The 21,060-nt window shown below is 68.0% G+C and carries 20 protein-coding genes and 5 pseudogenes; 15 read left to right on the forward strand and 10 right to left on the reverse strand.

The genetic code is table 11. The features are described 5' to 3' along the window. The first annotated feature begins 31 nt into the window (after positions 1 to 31). Together ACFWDI_RS08935 and ACFWDI_RS08940 are read left to right on the forward strand one after the other, a co-directional pair. A pseudogene (locus ACFWDI_RS08935) lies at positions 32 to 1,916 on the forward strand (DUF2716 domain-containing protein). A gap of 471 nt (positions 1,917 to 2,387) precedes the next feature. Then, entirely contained in the window at positions 2,388 to 2,963 is a 576-nt protein-coding gene (locus ACFWDI_RS08940; protein ID WP_385302260.1) for a GNAT family N-acetyltransferase, read from the forward strand. A gap of 69 nt (positions 2,964 to 3,032) precedes the next feature. Here the strand turns inward: ACFWDI_RS08940 and ACFWDI_RS08945 are convergent. The 3 genes and pseudogenes from ACFWDI_RS08945 to ACFWDI_RS08955 all read right to left on the reverse strand — a co-directional run. Beyond that, a pseudogene (locus ACFWDI_RS08945) lies at positions 3,033 to 3,212 on the reverse strand (IS5/IS1182 family transposase); the annotation flags it as partial. 34 nt (positions 3,213 to 3,246) lie between these two features. Next, positions 3,247 to 3,678 (reverse strand): ankyrin repeat domain-containing protein, encoded by a 432-nt coding sequence (locus ACFWDI_RS08950; protein WP_385302262.1) that lies wholly within the window; start codon positions 3,676 to 3,678, stop codon positions 3,247 to 3,249. A gap of 11 nt (positions 3,679 to 3,689) precedes the next feature. Beyond that, positions 3,690 to 4,298: a hypothetical protein gene (locus ACFWDI_RS08955; protein ID WP_385302264.1), complete on the reverse strand. Its 609-nt coding sequence runs from the start codon at positions 4,296 to 4,298 to the stop codon at positions 3,690 to 3,692. Positions 4,299 to 5,000: 702 nt separating this feature from the next. On the opposite strand from ACFWDI_RS08955, the gene ACFWDI_RS08960 reads away from it, so the two are divergent. Next, positions 5,001 to 5,597, forward strand: a complete 597-nt coding sequence (locus tag ACFWDI_RS08960) for a cadmium resistance transporter (RefSeq protein WP_385302266.1) — start codon at positions 5,001 to 5,003, stop codon at positions 5,595 to 5,597. 721 nt (positions 5,598 to 6,318) lie between these two features. Here ACFWDI_RS08960 and ACFWDI_RS08965 read toward each other — a convergent pair. After that, positions 6,319 to 7,095 (reverse strand): AraC family transcriptional regulator, encoded by a 777-nt coding sequence (locus tag ACFWDI_RS08965; protein WP_385302268.1) that lies wholly within the window; start codon positions 7,093 to 7,095, stop codon positions 6,319 to 6,321. On the opposite strand from ACFWDI_RS08965, the gene ACFWDI_RS08970 reads away from it, so the two are divergent. Continuing rightward, positions 6,979 to 7,428: a hypothetical protein gene (locus tag ACFWDI_RS08970; RefSeq protein ID WP_385302472.1), complete on the forward strand. Its 450-nt coding sequence runs from the start codon at positions 6,979 to 6,981 to the stop codon at positions 7,426 to 7,428. The genes ACFWDI_RS08965 and ACFWDI_RS08970 overlap by 117 nt on opposite strands. Positions 7,429 to 7,776: 348 nt before the next feature. On the opposite strand, the gene ACFWDI_RS08975 is transcribed toward ACFWDI_RS08970, so the two are convergent. Both ACFWDI_RS08975 and ACFWDI_RS08980 read right to left on the reverse strand, forming a co-directional pair. Further along, positions 7,777 to 8,181 (reverse strand): hypothetical protein, encoded by a 405-nt coding sequence (locus tag ACFWDI_RS08975; RefSeq protein WP_385302269.1) that lies wholly within the window; start codon positions 8,179 to 8,181, stop codon positions 7,777 to 7,779. 314 nt (positions 8,182 to 8,495) lie between these two features. Further along, positions 8,496 to 8,789: a hypothetical protein gene (locus tag ACFWDI_RS08980; RefSeq protein WP_385302271.1), complete on the reverse strand. Its 294-nt coding sequence runs from the start codon at positions 8,787 to 8,789 to the stop codon at positions 8,496 to 8,498. A 159-nt stretch (positions 8,790 to 8,948) separates the two neighbouring features. Here ACFWDI_RS08980 and ACFWDI_RS08985 point away from each other — a divergent pair, with 159 nt between their 5' ends. After that, entirely contained in the window at positions 8,949 to 9,419 is a 471-nt protein-coding gene (locus ACFWDI_RS08985; RefSeq protein WP_385302273.1) for a GNAT family N-acetyltransferase, read from the forward strand. Between the two features lie 299 nt (positions 9,420 to 9,718). On the opposite strand, the pseudogene ACFWDI_RS08990 reads toward ACFWDI_RS08985, so the two are convergent. After that, a pseudogene (locus ACFWDI_RS08990) lies at positions 9,719 to 9,856 on the reverse strand (site-specific integrase); the annotation flags it as partial. A 152-nt stretch (positions 9,857 to 10,008) separates the two neighbouring features. Here ACFWDI_RS08990 and bla point away from each other — a divergent pair. Continuing rightward, positions 10,009 to 10,950, forward strand: coding sequence for a class A beta-lactamase (gene bla / locus ACFWDI_RS08995; RefSeq protein ID WP_385302276.1), 942 nt, complete (start codon positions 10,009 to 10,011; stop codon positions 10,948 to 10,950). Between the two features lie 20 nt (positions 10,951 to 10,970). Here bla and ACFWDI_RS09000 read toward each other — a convergent pair whose 3' ends face one another. Next, positions 10,971 to 11,222 carry a hypothetical protein gene (locus ACFWDI_RS09000; RefSeq protein ID WP_385302278.1) on the reverse strand — a complete coding sequence of 84 codons (252 nt, stop codon included), beginning with the start codon at positions 11,220 to 11,222 and terminating at the stop codon, positions 10,971 to 10,973. Positions 11,223 to 11,226: 4 nt separating this feature from the next. On the opposite strand from ACFWDI_RS09000, the gene ACFWDI_RS09005 reads away from it, so the two are divergent. Both ACFWDI_RS09005 and ACFWDI_RS09010 read left to right on the forward strand, forming a co-directional pair. Then, positions 11,227 to 11,484: a VOC family protein gene (locus tag ACFWDI_RS09005; protein WP_385302281.1), complete on the forward strand. Its 258-nt coding sequence runs from the start codon at positions 11,227 to 11,229 to the stop codon at positions 11,482 to 11,484. A 225-nt stretch (positions 11,485 to 11,709) separates the two neighbouring features. Next, complete coding sequence (locus tag ACFWDI_RS09010) at positions 11,710 to 12,828, forward strand: PP2C family protein-serine/threonine phosphatase (protein WP_385302283.1); 1,119 nt, start codon at positions 11,710 to 11,712, stop codon at positions 12,826 to 12,828. A 111-nt stretch (positions 12,829 to 12,939) separates the two neighbouring features. On the opposite strand, the gene ACFWDI_RS09015 is transcribed toward ACFWDI_RS09010, so the two are convergent. After that, positions 12,940 to 13,338, reverse strand: a complete 399-nt coding sequence (locus ACFWDI_RS09015) for a DUF6221 family protein (protein WP_327327992.1) — start codon at positions 13,336 to 13,338, stop codon at positions 12,940 to 12,942. A gap of 334 nt (positions 13,339 to 13,672) precedes the next feature. After that, a complete protein-coding gene (locus tag ACFWDI_RS09020; protein WP_385302284.1) occupies positions 13,673 to 13,837 on the reverse strand; it encodes a hypothetical protein in 165 nt (54 codons plus the stop codon). Between the two features lie 163 nt (positions 13,838 to 14,000). Here ACFWDI_RS09020 and ACFWDI_RS09025 point away from each other — a divergent pair, with 163 nt between their 5' ends. The 7 genes and pseudogenes from ACFWDI_RS09025 (at position 14,001) to ACFWDI_RS09055 (ending at position 21,058) form a co-directional block, all read left to right on the forward strand. Beyond that, positions 14,001 to 15,800, forward strand: a complete 1,800-nt coding sequence (locus ACFWDI_RS09025) for a VanW family protein (protein WP_385302287.1) — start codon at positions 14,001 to 14,003, stop codon at positions 15,798 to 15,800. A gap of 928 nt (positions 15,801 to 16,728) precedes the next feature. After that, positions 16,729 to 17,208 carry an ATP-binding protein gene (locus tag ACFWDI_RS09030; protein WP_385302288.1) on the forward strand — a complete coding sequence of 160 codons (480 nt, stop codon included), beginning with the start codon at positions 16,729 to 16,731 and terminating at the stop codon, positions 17,206 to 17,208. A gap of 69 nt (positions 17,209 to 17,277) precedes the next feature. After that, a pseudogene (locus tag ACFWDI_RS09035) lies at positions 17,278 to 17,731 on the forward strand (acetyl-/propionyl-CoA carboxylase subunit alpha); the annotation flags it as partial. Positions 17,732 to 17,793: 62 nt separating this feature from the next. Continuing rightward, positions 17,794 to 18,111, forward strand: a pseudogene (locus tag ACFWDI_RS09040) (carboxyl transferase domain-containing protein); the annotation flags it as partial. Between the two features lie 8 nt (positions 18,112 to 18,119). Then, positions 18,120 to 18,278, forward strand: coding sequence for a hypothetical protein (locus ACFWDI_RS09045; protein ID WP_385302289.1), 159 nt, complete (start codon positions 18,120 to 18,122; stop codon positions 18,276 to 18,278). 493 nt (positions 18,279 to 18,771) lie between these two features. After that, the gene (locus tag ACFWDI_RS09050) at positions 18,772 to 20,037 is read left to right on the forward strand and encodes an MFS transporter (protein ID WP_385302290.1); all 1,266 of its coding nucleotides are present in this window, start codon (positions 18,772 to 18,774) and stop codon (positions 20,035 to 20,037) included. A 241-nt stretch (positions 20,038 to 20,278) separates the two neighbouring features. Continuing rightward, positions 20,279 to 21,058 carry a LamB/YcsF family protein gene (locus tag ACFWDI_RS09055; protein ID WP_385302292.1) on the forward strand — a complete coding sequence of 260 codons (780 nt, stop codon included), beginning with the start codon at positions 20,279 to 20,281 and terminating at the stop codon, positions 21,056 to 21,058. Positions 21,059 to 21,060: the final 2 nt, after the last annotated feature.

Here is a 21,060-nt window from a genome sequence, read left to right on the forward strand (position 1 = left end):
GATTCGATCACGGTCCCGGCAGGATGTCCCTGTGAACCATGTCCTGTGCGGGCTCGCCGCCAACGTGGCCCTGCCGTCCGAGTTGGTCGACCGGCTGATCGTCGTCGCGGACGCAGACATTGCCGCGGACCTCGCAGATCGCGCGGACCTCAGCCATGCGCAGGCGGTTGCGCTGGCCGCGAGCGTTGAGGAGACCGCTGTGCGGCTTGCGTACGAGGGCCGGCTGACCGCCGCCGACGTCGATCCCGTGGCACAGCCGCACGCCGCGCTCGCCCTGCTAGGCGAGCGTGTCGGCAGCCCGGAGTGGGCACGCCTCTTCGCGGCAGACCCAGTCGTCGAGCGCCGGGAGAAGTTGGCCGCTTGCTCGGACCTCCCGCCTGATGTGGTGGAGACCCTCGCCGCCGACTCGGACGTACGGGTCGTCGCGGAGCTCGCGTTGTGGACGACGCCGGAAATGGCTGCCCGACTTGCGGGGCATCCGCATGCCGAGGTCCGCCGCGCGGTGGCGGCCAACGAAGCGACGCCACCGGCCGTGCTGGCGGCACTGATCACCGGCAAGGGGGCTGCCTCCGGCGCAGTGGTGCCTGGTCTGCGACCGCGAAGAGACGCCGTTCGTGCACGATCCGCTGTGCCCGCGGATCGACTGCGATCTGCGGTCCGGCGCCTCCTGCGACGGCTCCCACCAGTCCACCGTGCACGAGATGCAGCAGATGGCGCTGTGGAATCCGGCCACACCGCCCGAAGCCGTCGTCGGCTTCGCCGACCATCCTTCGATGCTGCTGCGCTGGGCGCTCGCCGCCCGGCGCGACCTGCCGGTGGAGGTGTGCGGACGGCTCGCCGTTGATCCCCGACCCGGTGTTCGAGCCGACCTCGCCGAGAATCCCGCGATCGACGACGCCCTGATCCGCGCGCTGGCCACCGACCGTGGCCACGACGTGCAGCGCAGGCTCGCACACAACCCACATGTGCCGCTCGACGTGCTGACCCACTTGGCCGGCGCTACCAAGATCGGCTCAACCCTCCTGCCGCGAATCGCCGTTGCCTCTCCCGCCGAGGTCAAGGAGCTGGCAGAGTCGCCGAATCCGGCCGTGCGGATGCTCTTGGCTGAGCGACGCGATCTGCCGGCTGTGATCCGCGACGCGCTGGCCGCCGACCCGGACGCGAAGGTGGTCAAGTCCATCGCGCCGCACCCGGGCCTCTCCGAAGCCCAGCTGCGCGCCATGGTCGACCGGCACGGAGTCCGGGTCGTCGCCAAGGTGGCGGCCAATCCGGATGCGTCGTCGGCACTGCTGGAGGACCTGGCCCGGCACGAACCGCCGGGCGGGCAGCGAAGGCCGCTTGCTGCCGACGACCGGGAACACGACGCGCTCTGCGACGACTTCGAGGCCCGCTTCGCCTTCAAGCCCAGCTACACCTACTACCCCGGCATCGAGGAGCCACCGGACTCCGTCACCTGGCACGTTGGCGACATCAGCGACACTCGCCATATCCACCGGCTGATGCGCAACCTCCCCGACGACCACCGGGTCAAGCGCCTCCAGGCCGTTGTCGAACGTGGGCTGCGCGCCCGCCTCCGCCCCGACGAGCCGCTCTTCTCGGTCAGCTGGTGGCATCAGGGATACCGCTTCGACCCGGCCCGCGTCGGAGGCCCAGGTCAGCCGACGTGGCCGGGCGCCGCCCGCTGGGAAGGCGAGTACTACAAACTCCTCACCCGTGACCTGCGCATGGGCACCTTCTGGCACCCCTGGGAGGAGTCTCTGTGCGTCTTCGGTGCCGGCCTCCTGACCGAGATCGAGGACGACCTCACGGCCGTCCTCGGCACGGTGATGCGTCGCGGCGGCCGTAACACCGGCAACGTCTGGACGTACGAGTCGACGAGGGGACCGACTCCGGCCCAGGGGCACCGAATTGCGTGACGCCTCGGCGCGCCGCACGGCGAGCCGCCATGTGAGGCGCTCAGCATGACGGAGCGCTGACACGAGCCGATCGGCTACTGAACCTCCTGCTCACGAACGGCCCGCGCACCGCGCGGATCAGTGTCCGCACCCCTCCGCGCGAAAGGCGACGTGCGCCTGTCCCGCGTCAATGAGGGCGCCTACTTCCTCCGGCAGGGAAAGGCGCCACCCGGATCACCCGGGCACCGCTCACCACGAACAGTAGGACTTCCCGTCGTCGCCAGGACCCTGGTCGATGGCGTACGGCGCGACGAGAACAGCCGGGGTGCATCTGTGCGACCGCTCGGGCTCAGTCGGGTGACGACGAGCGATGGTTGGCCCCTGCGACGTTCAGGAGTGGTTGGTCAGCAGTCGAAAACCCATGATCGGCACACTGGAGCGTGTTTCAAAATCCCGTTGCCTACAGTGGCTGCTGCATACGATCCTCCCGGCATGGACCTTCCACAGCAGGTGATCGAACTGGACGACCTCAAGCTGCGCGCATTCAACGGCGAGGCGGACCTTCCGGAGCTCTTCCGGGTCATTGAGGAGTCGCTGGAGCATCTGCGCCCGTGGATGCCCTGGGTTGCTGAGCACAGCCTGGCCAGGACCGCCGACTTCCTGGCCGGCCGCGCGGAGAGCTGGGTGAGCGGTGATGAGTTCACCTACGCGATCGTGTTGGACGGGGCCATCGTCGGCGCCTGCGGACTGTTCCGGCGTGACGACACCTCGGACAGCAGCCGCGAGATCGGCTACTGGCTGCACCCGGCCACCACCGGCCGTGGCGTGGCCACCCGAACCGCCCGCGCCCTGGTCGAACAGGCCTTCCGCCTTCCCGGCATCGACTATGTCGAGGTCGTCCACGACCCGGCCAACCTTGCCAGCGGCGCCGTCCCGGCCCGCCTCGGCTTTACCGAGCACCTCCGCCGCCCCGCCGAGCGCCTCGCCCCGGCCGAGACCGGCGAAGTTCAGATCTGGCGACTGACTCGCCGTCAGGCAAAGACGCTGACTGCCGCTGAGGCTTGTTGACGGGCACGGGCGGGAGATCCGGAGCGGCGCCAGGGCAGGCTCTTGTGCCCCACTCGCCTGTTCGTTCGCTCAGGCTCCGGCATCTCTCAGCCACAGGATCAGCGACCCGATGACCACGCCGGCACGGTAGCGGACGGCGAGCTTGTCGAACCGGGTGGCGACGGCCCGGAACTGCTTCAACCGCACGAAGCACCGCTCGACCACATTACGGCCTCGATAGGTCCCTGCGTCGAACAGGGGAGGCCGGCCGAACTGGCTGGAGCCCTGATGACGAACGGCGATGCTATGTGGTTCCCGCGGGGGTTGCTCCCGCTGTGGTGAGGAGAGCGACGGTTTCGGGATGGGGGCCGTCGATCGCCCAGTTGATTGGTGAGCGGCCCGTGCCGTGATCTTCACGAAGGTTCGGATCGGCGCCGCGCGTCAACAATTCGCGCACCGTTTCAGTGTGTCCCCAGCATGCGGCTGCGCACAGGGGCGTGCCTTCCGAGCCGAGTCCGCTGCTCTCGGTGTCCGGAGAGGCCCCGGCCGCCAGGAGCAGGCGGGCGATCTCCGCTTCTCCGTTCACGGATGCCACATACAGAGGAGTGGCGCCCTCGCTGTCCGCTCGGTTCGGGTCGGTCCCAGCCCGCAGAAGCGCCTTCACACGGATGGTGTCGCCCATCAAGACTGCTACGAATAGGTGTCGGGAGAGCTTCTTCCGCTTCCGCTGGTTCATGGGTGCCGAGGTTAGCGACTGGGTACGCGGCGGGGCCACTTATATCCACTCGTTGATGGCGGCGACGACCACGGTCGCTGCGTAGCGAACGGCCCGCCACTGTATGTTGATCCGCTGCCGTCGTGTCCAAGTCGGCGGCCGACCCCGCTTCTTACCTCGCGCCGGCGGGAGGTACCGCCGGCGTTGAGGCGCGCGAGGGCTTGCGGGGTGTGGACGCCGTGGCGCAGGTGCCTGCCGCTGGTGGCGGGCAGGCGGATCTCGGCGTGGGCTTCTTCGAGCCGGATGTTGATGGGGTTGACGAGCGCACCGACGGTCCGGGCGAGGTAGTGCTCGAAGGTCTCGCCGATGTTGCTGACGGTCTGTTCCAGCGCCCATTCGCTGTCGAGGGCGGGCAGCCAGGTGGTGGCGAGGCGGGGGATGGGCTCGCCGGATATCCGTCCGGTGATCGCGGTGGCGATGTCGACGCTCTGCCGGGCGCTGGTACGCGACGGCTTCTGGGTGAAGTACCAGGCGCCTTTGGCCTCGGGGTGCTTCAGCAGCTTGTCGTAGACCTGGTGCCGGGCGAGGACGTCCAGGGCCCGCTGCAGGGGCCATTCGTCGGGCAAGAGGCCGGCGAGCATGTCGGCCACGATGTCGGACGACCGGGCGGGGAATCGGAGAATCTCCGGAGCCCCTCCTTGGGCGTGTGCCAATCCGGCCAGTGGTGACAGGGTGGCGGTTCCGGCGGCCAAGGCTAGTGCGATTGCGGACGCCAGGTGCCGGCTCCCTGAGCTGCCCGCGCCGGCAAAGTCATCCGGTCGGCTGCGGCCTGTGCCGCGGTCACGCGTGCCATAGCAGGCTCCTGTTTTCGTGTCTGGGAGGGTGTCGCCGGGAGCACACCCAACCACCACACCGCCGTCAGCCCCTCCCATGCTCCCGGCACGCCGGGTGGGAAACATGATTTTCAACCCATCGGAGTAACTGGCCGGTTGAGAATGAGACGCGAAGCCTTCCCGGCTGTGCCGCGCGGATTGGGCGGGCGCCATGGTCGGTGTGGCCCGTACGGGCGGCGGACCACGTAGACCACGAAGAGGCCGGACGCCTGCACCTGCCGGGCATTGGGTGGCGTACCTGCCGGTTGGTTCTGCCTGACCGTGACAGTGCAGTTGGTAGTAGTGACGCCGCCAACGCTGGCATCTGTGCCAGCAGGACCATCCCCAGGGACGCTCATGTTCCCCACTTCGTTTCACCTTCAACGGGTGGTGCGGTGTGCCCGACGAACGGTGGGGTGGCGGGCGCCGGGTACTGTCGCCGGGCAACTGTGTGAAGAGGGGAATGCGCCTGTGAACCTGGGCATCGTCGGGCAGGCAGCCGGGCTGTTCGCCGTCACCAACATCGACGACATCCTGATCCTGTCCCTGTTCTTCGCCCAGGGCGCCGGACACCCCGGCTCCGCCCGCTGGATCGTCATCGGCCAGTACCTCGGCTTCGCCGCGATCCTCGCTGTCGCCGTCGCCGCCGCGTTCGGCGCCACCTTCCTGCCCGAGTCGGCCATCCCCTATCTGGGGTTGCTGCCCCTGGCGCTCGGCCTGAAGGCGGCCTGGCAGGCGTGGAAGCACCGCGGTGACGAGGACGACGAGCAAGAAGCGGCCGAGGGCGGTCCCAAAGCGTTGGAGGTCGCCGCGGTCACCTTCGCCAACGGCGGCGACAACATCGGCGTCTACGTCCCCGTATTCGCCACCGCCGGCGTCGGCGGAATGAGCGTGTACGCCGTCGTCTTCCTGATCCTGGTGGGCGTGTGGTGCTTCGCAGGCCGGTTCTTCGCCACCCGTCCCGTCATCGCCAAGGCGCTCAGCCGGTGGGGCCACATCCTGCTGCCACTGGTCCTGATCGCCATCGGCCTGCTCATCCTCATCGAGGGTGGCGCCTTCGGCCTGTAGTGCCGGGTGGGGAGTTTCGGCGAGCAGGTCTGCCCTGGCAGAGCAAGAGCTGGGGAATGTCAAAGAGCCTCAACACCGGGGAGATGCCGCCCGGTGACGACGATTCAGCGGGCCGAAGCCGCACAAGGCCGTCGTTGCCAGTGGCCCGGGACATAGCGGCTGCCTGAGGCATGGGCGTCGACGAGATCGAGGTGCTGTGGAAGAAGGCGAGCCGGTCGGGGCGTAGCCACCGTCTGACGGATGCGCCCCGCCTGAAGCTGGTACGTACCCCTGCCGACCTCGCGGCCACGCTGAGGCGGGTCTGAGAGGAGAACGGTGAACCCTCGTCCCGACAGATGGAGGAGAGGGCGGAGGCCCGGGCCAAGGACTTCGCCCCGCTCTCGCGGATGTCCGCCTGGCGGATCCGGGAAACGAAAGCAGCCGGTCACCTCTGTTCGCCAGTTGTACGCCTACCTGATTGCGGAGGCATCAACGCCGTGTTCGCCGAAGGCATCCGTCCGGCGCCCACGCGACCACCACCACAACGACCATCCGCACCGCCCTGGCGAGAGGACTTCCGCCCAGGCTCCGACCAGATGCCAGGACAGTCGAACAACCCCGAGCCGGCCGACCCGCTACACAGAGGCTGCCAAGAGGGAATCAGGTTCGCCGTGTTGGTGGTCGTGGCGGCTGGATGTGTGGCGACGTCCGAACCGACCGGTGAGGCTGAGGCGTGCGGGCGTTAGCGGAGGTGGATGCGGTCGCCGGCTACCGGACTGCTGGTGCGGGTCAACTCCCGTTGCCGCCATGCTCCGGGCGGGTCTCCGTGATGGCGCCGGAAGGCTGCGGCGAACGCGTAGGGCGAGCCGTAGCCGATCACGTTGGCGATTTTCGCCAGGCCCAGCTCGCCGTTGCGCAGGTAGTCGCGGGCCAGGGTCATTCGCCAATCCGTCAGGTATTGCATCGGGGTCTGGCCGAGCGCGTCTCGGAAGGTTCGTGCGAAGGCCGCCCGGGACAGTCCGCTGATCTCGGCAAGCTCGGGGACCGACCACGGGCGCCCGGCATCCTCGTGTATGGCTTGCAACGCTGCGTTCAGCCGGGAATCTGCCGACGCCCGGTACCAGCGAGGTGCGGTGGTGCTCTGACGGAAACTGGTACGGATGGCAAGAACCAGAAGTATGTCGAGGAGCCGGTCCAGCACAGTGGGCTGACCTGGCTCAGGGGAAGCCAGCTCACGGGACAGCAGGCCAATCACGTCGCGCAGGGGATCGCCGACGGCCGCCGAGAGTGGCAGCACCTGGGGCAGCGCATCGAGCAGGCCGCGGCCAATGTCCCCCGAAAACCGGTAGGCGCCACACAGGAACACCGTGGCCTGTGGGTCGTCCGAGCGTCCGTCGCGCACGTGCCGGTCATCGAAGGTGTCATCACCGTACCGACCCGCGGCGGCGCGGAAGCCTTCGTCGATGCCGCGGACATCGCCGCGGTCGCGGTCGAGACGCTGGTCGACCCTGACGCCCATGCCGGCGCGCAGTACGCGCCGACCGGGCCTCAGTCGCTCACGGTCAGCGAGGTCGCCGACATCATCGCCGACGTGACCGGCGGACCCGTCACCCACAACGACATCGACCCTGACGCATGGATCGGCGGTGCGATCGCAGCCGGCTTCGTACCCGCCGACTACGCCGTGATGCTCCGCTGGCTGACGGGGACCATCATCTCGGGCAACGGTTCCCGGCCGAATGACGACATTGAGAAGGTCACGGGCAGGCTCAAGGACCGCAAAGTCACGCACTGGCGCGACTACCTGGACCCCGTCGCAGTCTTCAACGCGATCGGATGGCCTGCACAGTAGCGGCTTCGTCGTGCTGTACGTGCCGACTGTCGCGCTCCCGTGCCCAGCCGCTGGACTCATTTTGGTGCCCAGGCCAACGGTGGGCTGCGGGGAGCGCGCCAGGCATCGAGCGAGATCAACGAGGACCGCCAGTGAGACGTACCAGCTCACCAGCTCACCAGGGCACCAGGGGCGAGAATCAGTATGCCGAGGTGCTCGATGACGTACTCACGCGCGTCATCGAGCACCTCGTCCGGCGTCCCTGTCGCAGGTATGCAGCAGCTGCTGGATCCGGTCGGGCAACCGTGCCCGGTCTCCTCCGGCAACTCCCGGCCGTTCTTCTGTCTCAGCGGCCACGGTCTTGCAGTATTAACCGGGGCTGCCGCAGTACCAGTTGCCCGCCGAGGTGCAGACCGTCACCTGAATGCGGCGTACGTCGTACGGTGTGGTTCGGGAGAGTGAGATGCCGGCCGTCGTGCCATTCGTCGCGCGTCCACTGGCCTGGCGGTTGACGGTCGTCCAGGCGCCGTGGTTGTACTCCTGCCAGCTCACGTAGACATATGACGTCGACGGGTTGCCGGCGTAGTCGGTCACTGAGCCGCTGACGCTGAAGCCGTTGTTGTTCTCGTCGATGTAGCCGCTGCCGCGGGCGAAGCTGTTGCTCGCCGACCAGCCGCGGTCGGCCACCTTCGCCTCCGCCTGAGTGGTCGCGGCCATCAGCGCCAGTACCGCCAGTGCCCCGCCTGCCGTGCTTCGTAACGCAGTCCTGCGCATGCCTGTACACACCTTTCGCTTGAGCTTGGGGAGTGGCCGACGGAGATGTCCGTCGGAATGCCAGGAGCATGCTGGTGTTCGGCGGGGCGGAACAAGGGCAGGGGGCTGTCCCGGACAGGCCCGCCCTGTCCGGGCTGGTCAGCGGCATGTCCCACGCCGCCCCCGGACAGCCCGGCACTTCCCGCCCCAGTAGCCCGACCAGGGCACGGCCGACTGACTCTGACGCTCCAACACTGCCCATGCCGTGGCGGCCCGGTTGGTCACCGGGCCGCCACGGGCGTGCGTCGGGTGGCTGGGCTTCGTCTCCGGAGGCCTCACTGCTGGCGTCCGCACTGCGCCGCGTCTCGCGCGCGAACTGCCCGCGCACTTCGTCGCCTTGGTGCGACCGATGGGCCCACCAGCGCGTCACCGGGACGCAGTTCCATCCGGCGTCGGTTGATGTCGGTCCACACGAACTGCCATCGAGTGAAGAGGGGGTTGAGTGCCGCGTGGCTGAGTTCAGTGACGGCTGTGCGTGCGAGCAGGAAATCGAGTTCGTCGCCCTGTTTTATGAGGCGGTACTGCGCCTCTTCCAGCACTTGCCATCGGGCACGCCAGTTGAAGAACACCTCGACAGCGCCCACCGCGGTCGCGAGGGCGACCGTGGCGAAGGCGATGCGCCACCAGATGTCGAGTGCCCACTTCCGAACCTCCAGTACCGCGAGTCATTCGACGACACATCTCAAACCAGGTCGACGTAAGCCCCTAATCCACTCTATGCTTATTACATGTCACTTGTGCAGCAGGCGGCGGAGGATGACGTCGCGGAGCTCGTACGCATGCGGGCGTTGCTGTTTGACACGCTCGGCGGCGACTTCTTCAACCCCTCATCAGCAGACGACGACTGGCGGGACACCCTAGCCGCCGTGCTGAAGGAACAGGTGACAGCGGACGCCGTGCGGATCCTCGTTGTGCACGGCGACAACGGCCTCGCCGCCTGCGGCATCGGCACCATCGAGCAACGGCTGCCCGGTCCGCACCTGCGCAACGGCCGGATCGGACACGTGATCGGCGTGGTCACCGATCCGGCGTACCGACGGCGCGGCCACAGCCGCGCGATCATGCAGGGCCTGCTCGACTGGTTCCGGGAACGCGGGGTGGCCCGAGTGGACTTGTATGCCTCTCCCGACGGTGAGCCTCTTTACCGTGCGCTCGGCTTCGCCGACCACCCAGACCCCTCGCTGTACTGGCGTCCGTGACAGGCGCCCGGCCGCACCAGGCAACCAGCCGCGCGCAAGACTCTCACCCGCGTTCTCGGGCGGACTGATCGCCAACTGCTCCTGGTCGTCAGCGATAAGCGCTCTCTGATTTCGCTCGACCCGTGTCCGCTGAACAGTGCGGAGAGGTCGGTGCGTGCCCACATCCTCTCCGTGGACAAGGCCCAGTTGTGGTGTTGAAGGCCGACGTCGTCGTATGGAGCGGGTACGGGTGTCGATGCAGCCGAGCAGGGCCGGGGCGATTCCGGCGGAGACGGCGCGGGGGCGCGGGCTGCGTTCCCGAAGCCCGTGCCCGGCCCGCGCACGGCTGTGTGCTCGTCGAACAGCGCGCGGGCCTGCCCGTATGAAAGCCGGGCGAAGCCGGTGTCCGGGCACACGTCCCGAAGACTGACGACCTTCCCTGGCCCGGGGTGGCAGTGAGGTGAGGGCCTGTTGCGAGAGCGTTGGTCACATGCCACTTTCGTAGGCCCCGTCCCACGGGCCGTGGGGCACGCAGCCCACCGGCGCTGCGCCAGGACGGTCACACCCGCAGCGAAACCAGCCGGGCCGCCGGCGCGTGTTGAAGTACGTCATGATCGCCTCAGAAGGGAACGCCTTGCACACCACAGGACCACGCCCCTCCCGCCGCACCGCACTCGCTCTCGGCGCCGGCACCGCACTTTCCGTCGCCCTGCCCCTCGGCGGGACGGCATACGCCTTACCTGGCGGGGATGACGGCATCACCTCGCGGCTGAGGGAGCTCGAGCAGCAGCACTCCGCCCGTCTGGGCGTGTTCGCCCGCAATATGCGCACGGGCAGGATGGTGGCGTACCGCGCGGACGAACGCTTCCCGATGTGCTCGCTGTTCAAGACGATCGCCGCCGCGGCCGTTCTGCGCGACCTCGACCACGACGGCGAGTTCCTGGCCAAGCGCATCCGGTACACCGCAGAGTACGTCGAGAAGTCGGGCTACTCCCCGATCACCGGCAAGGCCGAGAACCTCGCAGGCGGCATGACCGTCGCGGAGCTGTGTGACGCCGCCATCTGCCACAGCGACAACACCGCGGGAAACCTGCTGCTCCGCGAGCTGGGGGGACCGACCGCCATCACCCGCTTCTGCCGCTCGATCGGGGACGGCAAGACCCGGCTCGATCGATGGGAGCCCGAACTCAACTCGGCGGAACCACGGCGCGTGACCGACACCACCACCCCCCGCGTCATCGGCCGGACCTACGCGCGCCTCACGCTCGGCGACGCGCTCACATCCCAGGACCGGGAACGGCTCACCGGCTGGCTGCTCGCCAACACGACCAGCGGCGACAGATTCCGCGCCGGCCTTCCCGCCGACTGGATTGTGGCCGACAAGACCGGTGGCGGGAGGTACGGCGGCAACAACGACGTGGGCATCACTTGGCCGCCGGACGGCGCACCGATCGTGATGGCCGTCCTGACGACCAAACACGAGGAAGACGCGCCGGCCGACCATCCGCTGGTGGCCAGGACCGCCGCATTGCTGGCGGCGGCACTCGCCTAGGGTCGTTGCGGAAGTGCTGGTCACAGCCACTCGTTGAGGGCTGCGACCAGCCCGGTCGCCTCGTAGCGCACGGCAAGCTCGTCATGCCGGGCGGCCACGGCACGGTGGCGCTTGATGCGGTTGATACCGCACTCGACCGCGTGCCGAGCCTTGTAGTCCCCCGGGTCGAACTCTGGCGGACGGCCGCCGCGGGAGCCGAGATTCTTTCGGTTGCGGGTCTGGTCAGCTTTGTCAGGGATGGTGGCGCGGATCCCTCGCTGTCGCCAGGACACCCGGATGCGGTTCCCCTACGGCGACGTGGAAGTCGCGAGCATCGGCGGCTTCCTGCTCGTTGCCGGCACCGACAAGGCGCTTGCTCCGTATCGGGACGTCCAGAGCACGGTGCTCGTCGACGATCTGGACGGATTGAAGAAGCTCCTGGACACGCACGGCGGGGAGATCATCTCCGGCCCGAACCAGGTGCCGACCGGGCGCAACGTCACCGTGCGACACCCCGGCGGGGTCATCTTCGAGTACGTCGAGCACTCCGCGTAGGCAGTATCACGTCGATCGAGTGGTGTTCTGGCCGGCTCGTCTGTAAGCGCTCGTGATCCGCTGAGTGTCACGGCGAGAACGCAACAGCTCCGTCCCCCAGTGTCCGGTCCAAGGTCAACGGCGATCGGTCCAAGCCCGGTGGCAGAGGACAGCGAAGGTCAAAGATCAAGATGAGTGCATGATCCCTTTAAGCTCGAACCGTTTCAGGTCTATATGATGCACTTTGTGATCACGTCCGGACGGCGCCGGAGCCGTCGTCTTCCCTACGGCGGCCGGTGGGACGCTGCCCGGCTCTCACCCGTGATCCTTACCGTCCTCATCGCCGGCCTGGCGTTCTCCACACCGAGGGAGATCGCATTCAGCCGCCTCCTGCCTGCTGCACCCGCCCTCGCCGCTGCGATGTGGCCCGTGCTCCCCACGATCCTGCTGGGGACGTTCTGCCTGCTGGTCATGATCGGCCTCAGCTTCTTCTATACCGACCTGGGGACGCCGTACACGGCGGCTGCGATCGTCGCGGTCACCTTGGCGGCCGCATATGCAAGCCACGTCCGGCTCCAGCGGGAGGAGACACTCTTCCACGTCCGGCTCGTCGCCGATGCAGCCCAGAAGGTGCTGCTACGCCCCCTGCCGCGCCGCATCGCGGGCGTCGAGATCGAGTCGCTGTATCTGGCGGCCCAAGAGCAGGCCCGGATCGGCGGCGACTTCTACGAGGCGGCCGACACGCCGTACGGGGTCCGGCTGCTCATCGGCGACGTACGGGGCAAGGGCCTGCCCGCGGTGGGGGCGGCCGCGGCGGTGATCAGCTGCTTCAGGGAGGCCGCGTACGACGAGCCCGACCTGAGGGGCATCGTCCATCGCCTGGAGATCAGCATCGCCCGCCACAGCGACGCGTTCCCCGCCCAGGACCTGCCGGAGCGCTTTGCTACCGCTATTCTCGCCGAGATCCCGCACGGCACCGGCCACGTCAGACTTCTCAACTGTGGGCACCCCCCGCCGCTGCTTGTGCACCGCGGGGAGATCCGCGTCCTGGAGCCCACCACCCCCTCGCCGCCCCTCAACCTCGCGACGCTCATCGGAGACCGCTACTTTGTCGACACCGTCGCCTTGGCCCCGGGCGACCAGCTGCTGCTCTACACCGACGGCGTAACGGAGACCCGGGACCGCACTGGCGAGTTCTTCCCGCTGCCGGACTGGATGCGGCGGCAACGCCCGGCGCCGCCCCGCGAGCTGCTCGACCGGCTTCACAGGGACCTGCTCCACTACAGCGGCGGCAGGCTCGACGACGACATCGCGGCCCTCGCCGTGCGGTGCCTGAACACCCGGGCGCAGGAGCACCCGGAGTAGGTGGCTGGAAGCGGTGGGGCGCCCGCCGGGACACTCCGGCCAAGCAGCGACCGCCACAGCCGGGAAACCGTGGCGGCCGATGCGCTCGACTCCTCACACCTGTTACGAGCGCTACCGGATGAACCGGGGGAGCCATTTCGCCTTGTATCCGGGGTGCCAGGCGTACTCGGCGGCCAGCTGCCGCACCGCGAAGCCGAGTCCGACGGCACGGCCGGAGGCGAAGTCGTCGTCCGGCCGGTCGGCGTCCCGGTCCGCCACCTCCACGTACTCGCCGAGCAGGACGCGACTGGTCTCGATGCGGGCCAGCGTACGAGCCGGATCCTGGAGCGCGATGTGTCGGTCGTAGCCGGCTCCTCTCACCGTGAACGCTATGCCGGACGTCCTGTCGTGGACCTCTCCTGGAACATCCGCCGGACACCTCCAGCTCGCGCCACCGGCGTCCCACGCGACCTGCTCCTCCTCGGCAAGCCGCGCTTCGATGAAGGACACCATGTCTGCGTTGCCGGCCATGCGACGGCGCTTCCTCTCGTGACGAGTTATGCGGGGACTGCGCAGTCATTCTGGGGGACCTTGGACCTCGTGATCCAGCCCGCATCCGCTCCCCGCCGCCGACGCACGGCCGACCACGAGGCCGACCTACCTGCGGCACTGCCCGCTGGGCGCCGGTGACCGGTCACGCAAGCGGCTGTCCGCCCATGAGGGGAGCAGGGCAGGGGAGCGGGGGGGGTGTCTCTGTTTCCTTCGTCAAGCCTGCGTGGGTCATGCGGCGTTGCTTCTGGGGTGCGTGACTCGTAGAAGGTTCTGCCTCGGAGCATGGTGACAGGACGCTTGGCTTCGTTCACTTTCAGCGACAGTGTTTGTTGACGAGATTCAGCAGCAGTTGGCGATCGACGAGCTCGCGGATGCCGTCGGCGCATCCAATCGCGATCCGCCGGGGACCGGCCGGGAGGCCGGCGTTGTCCGTGAGGTTGTCGATCAGCTCGCGGGCTCCGGGGGTTGTTGAGGGCACCTCCCGGTTCCGACTCGACCGTGCATTCCTCAATCGTGACGGAAATTACATTTCTCCGATTTCGTCTATTTTGCGGACTATTGTGTGCGAATTCGCTTGTGCAGGTCTGGCTCTGGCTGGCCAAACCGCACCTTTCCGGCCCGTCGGCGCTACAGGGAGAGACATGGGACGCGCACGCAGCAGAACCGTCAACTGGCGGATGGTTCTGCCTGTCGCAGGTGGGGCTGTCGTGCTCGGATTGGGTGGCCTCTACGTCGCTGGGCTCGTGGCCGGCGACGACATCGCCGAGGGCACAAGGGTGCGCGGTGTCGACATCGGCGGAATGGGCCGAGCGGAGGCCCAGCGGCTCCTGCACCGAAAGCTCGGACCGGTCTTCGCGGCACCGGTCGCGCTGAAGATCGGTGACCGTATCGAGAAGGCCGATCCCGGCGCGCTCGGGCTGTCCCTCGACACTGCAGCGACCGTCGACCGTGCCGCGAGCGCCGGATCCGACCCGGTGACAGCGATCGGCAGGCTCCTCGCCTCCGGCGGCCGGGAGGTCGAGCCGGTGCTACGTGTGGACGAGCACAAGGGCCGGGCGGGAATAGACCGTATCGCCGCGGCCGCCAAGCGGCAGGTGCGTGACGGGGCCATATCGTTCGAGAAGGGCAGAGCGAAGGCCGTCACTCCGGTCACCGGCGTCACCGTGATCGCGGACAAGGCCCTGGACACCATCCGCCACGGCTACCGCAACGCGACGCATGCCACCCCCGTCGCGATACCGGTGAGGCAGCTGCAGCCGCGCATCGGCCCGCACGAGACCGAGCGAGCCATGAATGAGTTCGCCCAGCCCGCGATGTCCGGCCCCGTCATGCTGACCCTCGCCGACAAACGCATAGCCATGGCCCCCGCCACGCTCGGCAAGCATCTGACGATGAAGCCCGACAGCCGAAACCGCCTCGTGCCGAGCCTCGACTCCAACGGGCTGTTCGCCGACCCCGCTGTCTCCAGCCCGGTGCGGGACGCCTCCCCGGGCCCTCGGGACGCCGCGCTCCGTCTCGACGCCGACGACCGCGTGGTGGTGGCCCAGGACAGCAGTGTCGGGCGGCATGTCACCGCGAAGGCGCTCGGCGAGGCCGTGATGCCCCTGCTGACCCGCTCCGGCCCGGCCCGCACCGGCGAGATCGCCTCCGCAGTGGTCCAGCCGAAGCTCACGAGTGCATCGGTCCAGCGGCTCGGCATCAAGGAGAAGGTCTCCTCCTTCACCGTCGCGTTCCCGGCCGCCCCCTACCGCAGCACCAACATCGGCCGTGCGGTGCAGCTCATCAACGGCTCGGTTGTCCTCCCCGGACAGGAGTGGAGCTTCAACCGCACGGTCGGCGAGCGCACGAAGGACAACGGCTTCGTCGACGGCATCATGATCAACAATGGTCAGTTCGTGAAGTCGCCCGGTGGTGGCGTCTCCGCAGTCGCCACCACCATGTTCAACGCCCTGTTCTTCGCGGGCGTCAAGCCCATGGAGCACGGCGCCCACTCCTTCTACATCGAGCGCTACCCCGAGGGCCGCGAGGCCACGGTCGCGTGGGGCACCCTCGACCTCCGCTGGATCAACGATTCTGGTCACGCCCTCTACATCAAGGCCGAATCCACTGACACGTCGGTGACCATCACCTTCCTGGGCACGAAGAAGTACGACGAGATACGTGCGACCAAGGGGCCGCGCACCAACATCAAGCCGCCGGGCACGCGCACAGGCAGCGGCCCGCAGTGCGAAGTCCAGAGCCCACTCCAGGGGTTCGACGTTTCCGTCGGCCGCGTCTTCGTGCAGGACGGCCGGGAAATCAAGCGCGAAGACTTCCAGACCCACTACACGCCTCGCGACAAGGTCACGTGCACCCCGGAGGAACCGGCCACCGCAGCGGCGGCGGGACGATCGGACGCATCGCGCGCAACGGCAACGAGCGACCGCGCCCCCCTCGGCTGATTCGAGTCCGCTGGGTCCGCCACACAAGCGCGCCGTCCGTGTCGGGCTACGGTCGGGCCTGTCAGCTCAATGGCAGGGCGGCTTCGAGCTGGCCGGCTCGCTGGGGGGGGATCCGGATGTACAGCAGGCCATCGAGGAGCAGAAGAGATCGCCCTGCTCGAAGAGATCTCCGTGCAGGACAGCGCGGGGGACAAGGAGTGGATCGTCCCACTGCTCGGCTTCTGGGAGCGCACGCTCAACGGCGCACTCGACCTCCGCTTCCCGAGTGCAACAACACCGGACCCGCCCCACACTGCGCGCCCTCGACCAGCGGTACGCGCCGGACGGCGGAGCGGGGCCCGCCGCAGGGCGTAGAGCGGGCGGCCCGATCAACCGGGCCTCATGGCGCGAGCCGGAGCAGGAGTATGCGCCCTGGTGGAGCGACGCCTCTGAGCGGCCGCGGCCACCCGAGTAGACGCCCGCGGCCCGCCGCTGTCGCCTGCAGCGCGCAGTCGGCGTTGGGGCAGCGGAACCGCAATAACCAGTAGTAGTTCGATGACCACCGGCCTCGCGCGCATCGCCGTGTCGGTCTGGCGCCGCACAACCGGCCGCGAACGCGTTCAGAGGCTGTTCCGCAGTGCGGGCAGACCAGCCCGCCCCGCCCGGACGTGAGCGTGCAGTGTGATCCGGCCGGCCGCCGGCGGCCCGGCCGTAGCCGCAGTCCACTGGCCGAGCGGCGGCGTACGCCGGTGAGGGGTGTCAGTTCGCCCCGGGAATCAACCTCATATCATATCCAAGGATTGGGGTATTGCAGGATTGTTGAACAATAGCTAGATTGAGGGAATCGCCACAGCGACATTGCTTCTGCGGTCATCCGCCGCCTCGGACGCTCGCCGTCCTCCTCCCGGCAATCCTCATTCCCCCTACTTGATCATTTGGGGAGCACGTCATGACCCCCGTCGCCACCGCACGAAGCACCGCTCAGCTCGCCGCGACATGGGCCCCCAGGCCGACGATGCAGGCCCCGGCAATCGCCCGTCGGCAGATCGCAGAGCAGCTCAAGGCCTGGAGCCTGACAGGCCTGACCGACGAGGCCGAACTGGTCGTTTCTGAGCTGGTCACCAATGCCGTCACGCACGGCAGCGGCCCGATCTGGCACAGCCTGCATGTGATCGATCACGAAGACGGCTCCGGGTTGCTGGCGCTGGAAGTCGGCGACCACGGCTCCGGCTGGAGCGGAGATCTCACCGTCGACGAATGCCCCGAGAACTTCTGTCACGGCCGAGGGCTGTTCCTGGTCGATGCTGTGACCAGCACCTGGGGCCACCATCACCTGCAGGGAGGGCACGTGGTGTGGGCCTGCTTCGAGACCTCCCTTACGCAGCTGGTCGGCCCGTGCGGCGACAGCTGTATACCCGACGCCGCTTAAAGAAGAAAGCCACCATTGTGCGCAAGGTGCTCATCGCCAACCGCGGAGAAATCGCAGTCCGCATCGCACGGCACCCTCTCCTTCCTCGAGGTCAACACCCGCCTGCAGGTGGAGTACCCGGTGACCGAGGAGGTCACGGGCATCGACCTCGTGCGCGAGATGTTCCGCATCGCCGACGGCGAAGAGATCGGCTACGAAGACCCACCGGTGCGCGGACACTCCTTCGAGTTCCGCATCAACGGTGAGGACCCGGGTCGGGGGTTCCTCCCTACCCCCGGCTCGGTCACCACATGGTCTCCGCCCGGCGGCCCAGGAGTGCGCCTGGACTCCGGCGTCGAGGCAGGCTCGGCGATCGGCCCCGCCTGGGACTCCCTGCTGGCCAAGTTGATCGTCACCGGCGCCACCCCGCCGGCAGGCCCTGGAGCGCGCATTCCGGGCCCTGTCGGAGTTTCAGGTGGATGGCATGGCCACCGCTGTCCCGTTTCACCGCGAGGTTGTACGCGACGCCAATTTCGCTCCGGAACTGCACGGCACCCCGAACCCTTCATCGCAATGATGGGCGCGCAACGAGGTGTTAACGCTCTGCGCGACTGTGAGATTGCCGTAGCGACGGACGTGGAGGGCACCCCGGCCCAGCTGATCGCCGACTATGAAAACACCGTTCTGGGACCCGAAATCGCCGTAGAACGCGGCCACATCGATGCGGTGATCGTGCCGGCGCAGACGCGGCAGCAAGTCGCCCGAGGGCTGCGGGCGCTGCGCAACAAGCGTGAATCGCTGCCGCCCAAAAAACACGGGAACATTCCGCTCCAGCTGTCACTGGACACCCCAACCGCCTCGAGGGGAGCACCATGCCGTCTCCCGTCAAGGTGCTGCGCGGGCAGCCCGCGCCAGAGGAACTAGCCGTCGTGATGGCACTCGTTTCGGGCCTGGGCGCCGCCGCGCCTGAGCCGGCCGGCGCCGCAGGCGCCCCGGGCGCCGTGGTCTCCGCGTGGAGGCCCCGCACGTACGGACACGGCCTCAGTCCGCGACACCCGCTCGCCTGGCGCATCTCCGCCCGGCTTCGATAGGGGCGGCTCTGTGTAACCGGCAACACCTGGGCGTATTCGCCCACCGGACGCTCTGTGCGGACCGTCGCGACGAATTTGGCGGCATCCTGAGTTGTGACTGCGAAGAACGCAGATCTCGGCAGGCGAACGACGGAAACCGTATTTTCCGCCCAAGAGATGCCCCGCCCACACGGCTTTCGCATCATTGGAGGAATTCCGAACTGGCCTGCGTAAACAAGGTCATTCGGCGACTCATCCTGGGCTCCGCGCATCTACGGATGGCGATGGGGGAGGTCTTCCGCTTTCGCAAGTCAAAGCATAGGTAACAATCCGACAGTCCCCTTGAAGGATTGTTCAACAACCCTTAGCTTGAGGGCAGAGCGAGGCGTAGGAGCAAGACCTTCCACCGTCCGCCAGCGCACCGGGCATGTGGATTCAGCCACGCCGACCCGTTCCCCAGCCGGCCGCGAACAGATCGCCAGCCGCCGCTCTTCCCCCTGACGCGAGGTGCGACATGCTTGAAGTGTCGAGATCGACCACACCATCCGACGAGGAGCAAGCCGGGGCCTTTGCCTGGCTCCGCGCGCTCGGCCCCAAGGGCCGCAAGGCTTTCGCCGGTGCCTTCGGCGGATTCGCTCTGGACTCGTACGACTACCAGGTCCTGCCGCTGAGCATGGTGGCCATCACGGCCTACTTCAACCTCACCACGGCCGAGGCCGGGCTGATGACCACCGTCACGCTGGTGGCCTCCGCCTTCGGTGGCGTCATCGCCGGCGTTCTCGCCGACCGGGTGGGCCGCGTGCGCACCCTTATGATCACCGTCGCGACCTACGCGATCTTCACCGTGCTGTGTGGCTTCGCCACCAACTACGAGATGCTGCTGACCTTCCGTGCGCTGCAAGGGCTCGGCTTCGGAGGCGAGTGGGCTTCCGGCGCGATCCTGGTGGCCGAGTACGCGTCCTCGCGCTACCGCGGCCGCACTGTCGCCTTCATCCAGAGCTCCTGGGCCGTCGGCTGGGCCCTGGCCGTCGTGGTGTCGACCATCGTCCTGGACAACGTCAACGGTGACTGGTCCTGGCGCATCATGTTCTGGACCGGAGCCCTGCCCGCCCTGCTGCTGGTCTACCTGCGACGCGGCGTCGAAGACGCCCCTCTCTCCCAGCGCCGGGTACGTACGAAGAGCGGCAAGCTGTCGGGCATCTTCACCAATGGACTGGCACGTAAGACGGTCTTCGCGACCCTGCTCGCCACCGGTGTCCAAGGCGGCTACTACACCTTGGCCACGTGGCTGCCGACCTACCTCAAGACCGAACGCGGCCTCACTGTCGTCGGCACCGGCGGCTACCTGTTCGCCCTGATCGGCGGCGCATTCCTTGGCTATGTCAGCGGTGGCTACCTCACCGACCTGCTGGGCCGCAAGAAGGCGATCATGCTGTTCGGCATCCTCAGCGCCGCCCTCATCTTCGCCTACACGCACATCCCGGAAGGTTCCAACAACCTCCTGCTGATCCTCGGGTTCCCCCTGGGCTTCACCTCGTCCGCGATCTTCTCCGGCTTCGGCTCCTACCTGTCCGAGCTCTACCCAAGTGCCGTGCGCGGCACCGGCCAGGGCTTCACCTACAACGTCGGCCGTGCCCTGGGCGCATTCTTCCCCACAGCTGTCGGCTTCTCCTCCGGCGGCGGCGTGGGCAACGCCCTCATCTACGGCGCAGCCGGCTACGCAATCGCAGTCCTGGCCCTGTTGGGCCTGCCCGAGACCCGGGGCAGCGAACTGACCTGACAGGCCCCTGCTCCGGTTGTGCCTGGGGGCCTCGGCGCAACCGGAGCAGGCCTCAACGCAGGAACCCCGCTCCAAGGAGGGCCCATGGTCCGACGGTGACACGCTCCGCGAGGCGGCACGCCTCACAGCGCACCTTCCGCGAGATACAAGTTCCCTACCCACACGTAAGCCGCCGACCGTCTCGCCTGACCTGCACGCACCAACAGCCCGGCCCCACGGTCAGCCTCGCAAAGGAAATGCCATGGCAGCTATCCCACCGGTTATCGACCTCAACTGCGATTTGGGCGAAGGATTCGGGGCCTGGACGATGGGAGACGACGACGCCCTGCTGGACATCGTCACCAGCGCCAACGTCGCCTGCGGCTTCCACGCCGGGGACCCCAACATCATGCGGAGGGTGTGCCGGAAGGCCGCGGGGAACGGGGTCGCGATCGGCGCCCACGTCGGCTACCGCGACCTCGCCGGCTTCGGCCGCCGGGCTATGCGCGTGGCTCCCGAGGACCTCATCAACGATGTCATCTACCAGATCGCCGCCCTCGACGGCTTCGCCCGGATCGCCGGCAGCCGGGTCAGCTACGTCAAGCCGCACGGTGCTCTCTACAACACCGTCGCTGTCGACGGCGAACAAGCCGCCGCCCTGGTCGAGGCCGTACACCGCTACGATCCCCACCTTGCCGTCCTCGGGCTGCCGGATTCGCGCGTGCTGCAAGCAGCCCACACCCGCGGACTCACCGGCGTCGCAGAGGCCTTCGCCGACCGGGCCTATGACCAACAGGGCCGCCTCGTGCCCCGCGACATCCCCGGATCCGTCCTGCACGACGTTGACGCCGTGGTGGCGCGTTGTACCACCATGGTGCTTCACGGCAAGGTCACGTCCCTGCTGGGCACCACCGTCACCCTCACCCCCCGCTCGTTGTGCGTCCACGGAGACACCCCCGGGGCCGCAGAGATGGCCCGCGAAGTGAAAAGGGCACTACTCGAAGCGGGCGTCACGCTCAGCCCGTTCGTAGAGGCGCACTAACC

Source organism: Streptomyces sp. NPDC060064, from assembly GCF_042736455.1.
GTDB lineage: Bacteria > Actinomycetota > Actinomycetes > Streptomycetales > Streptomycetaceae > Streptomyces.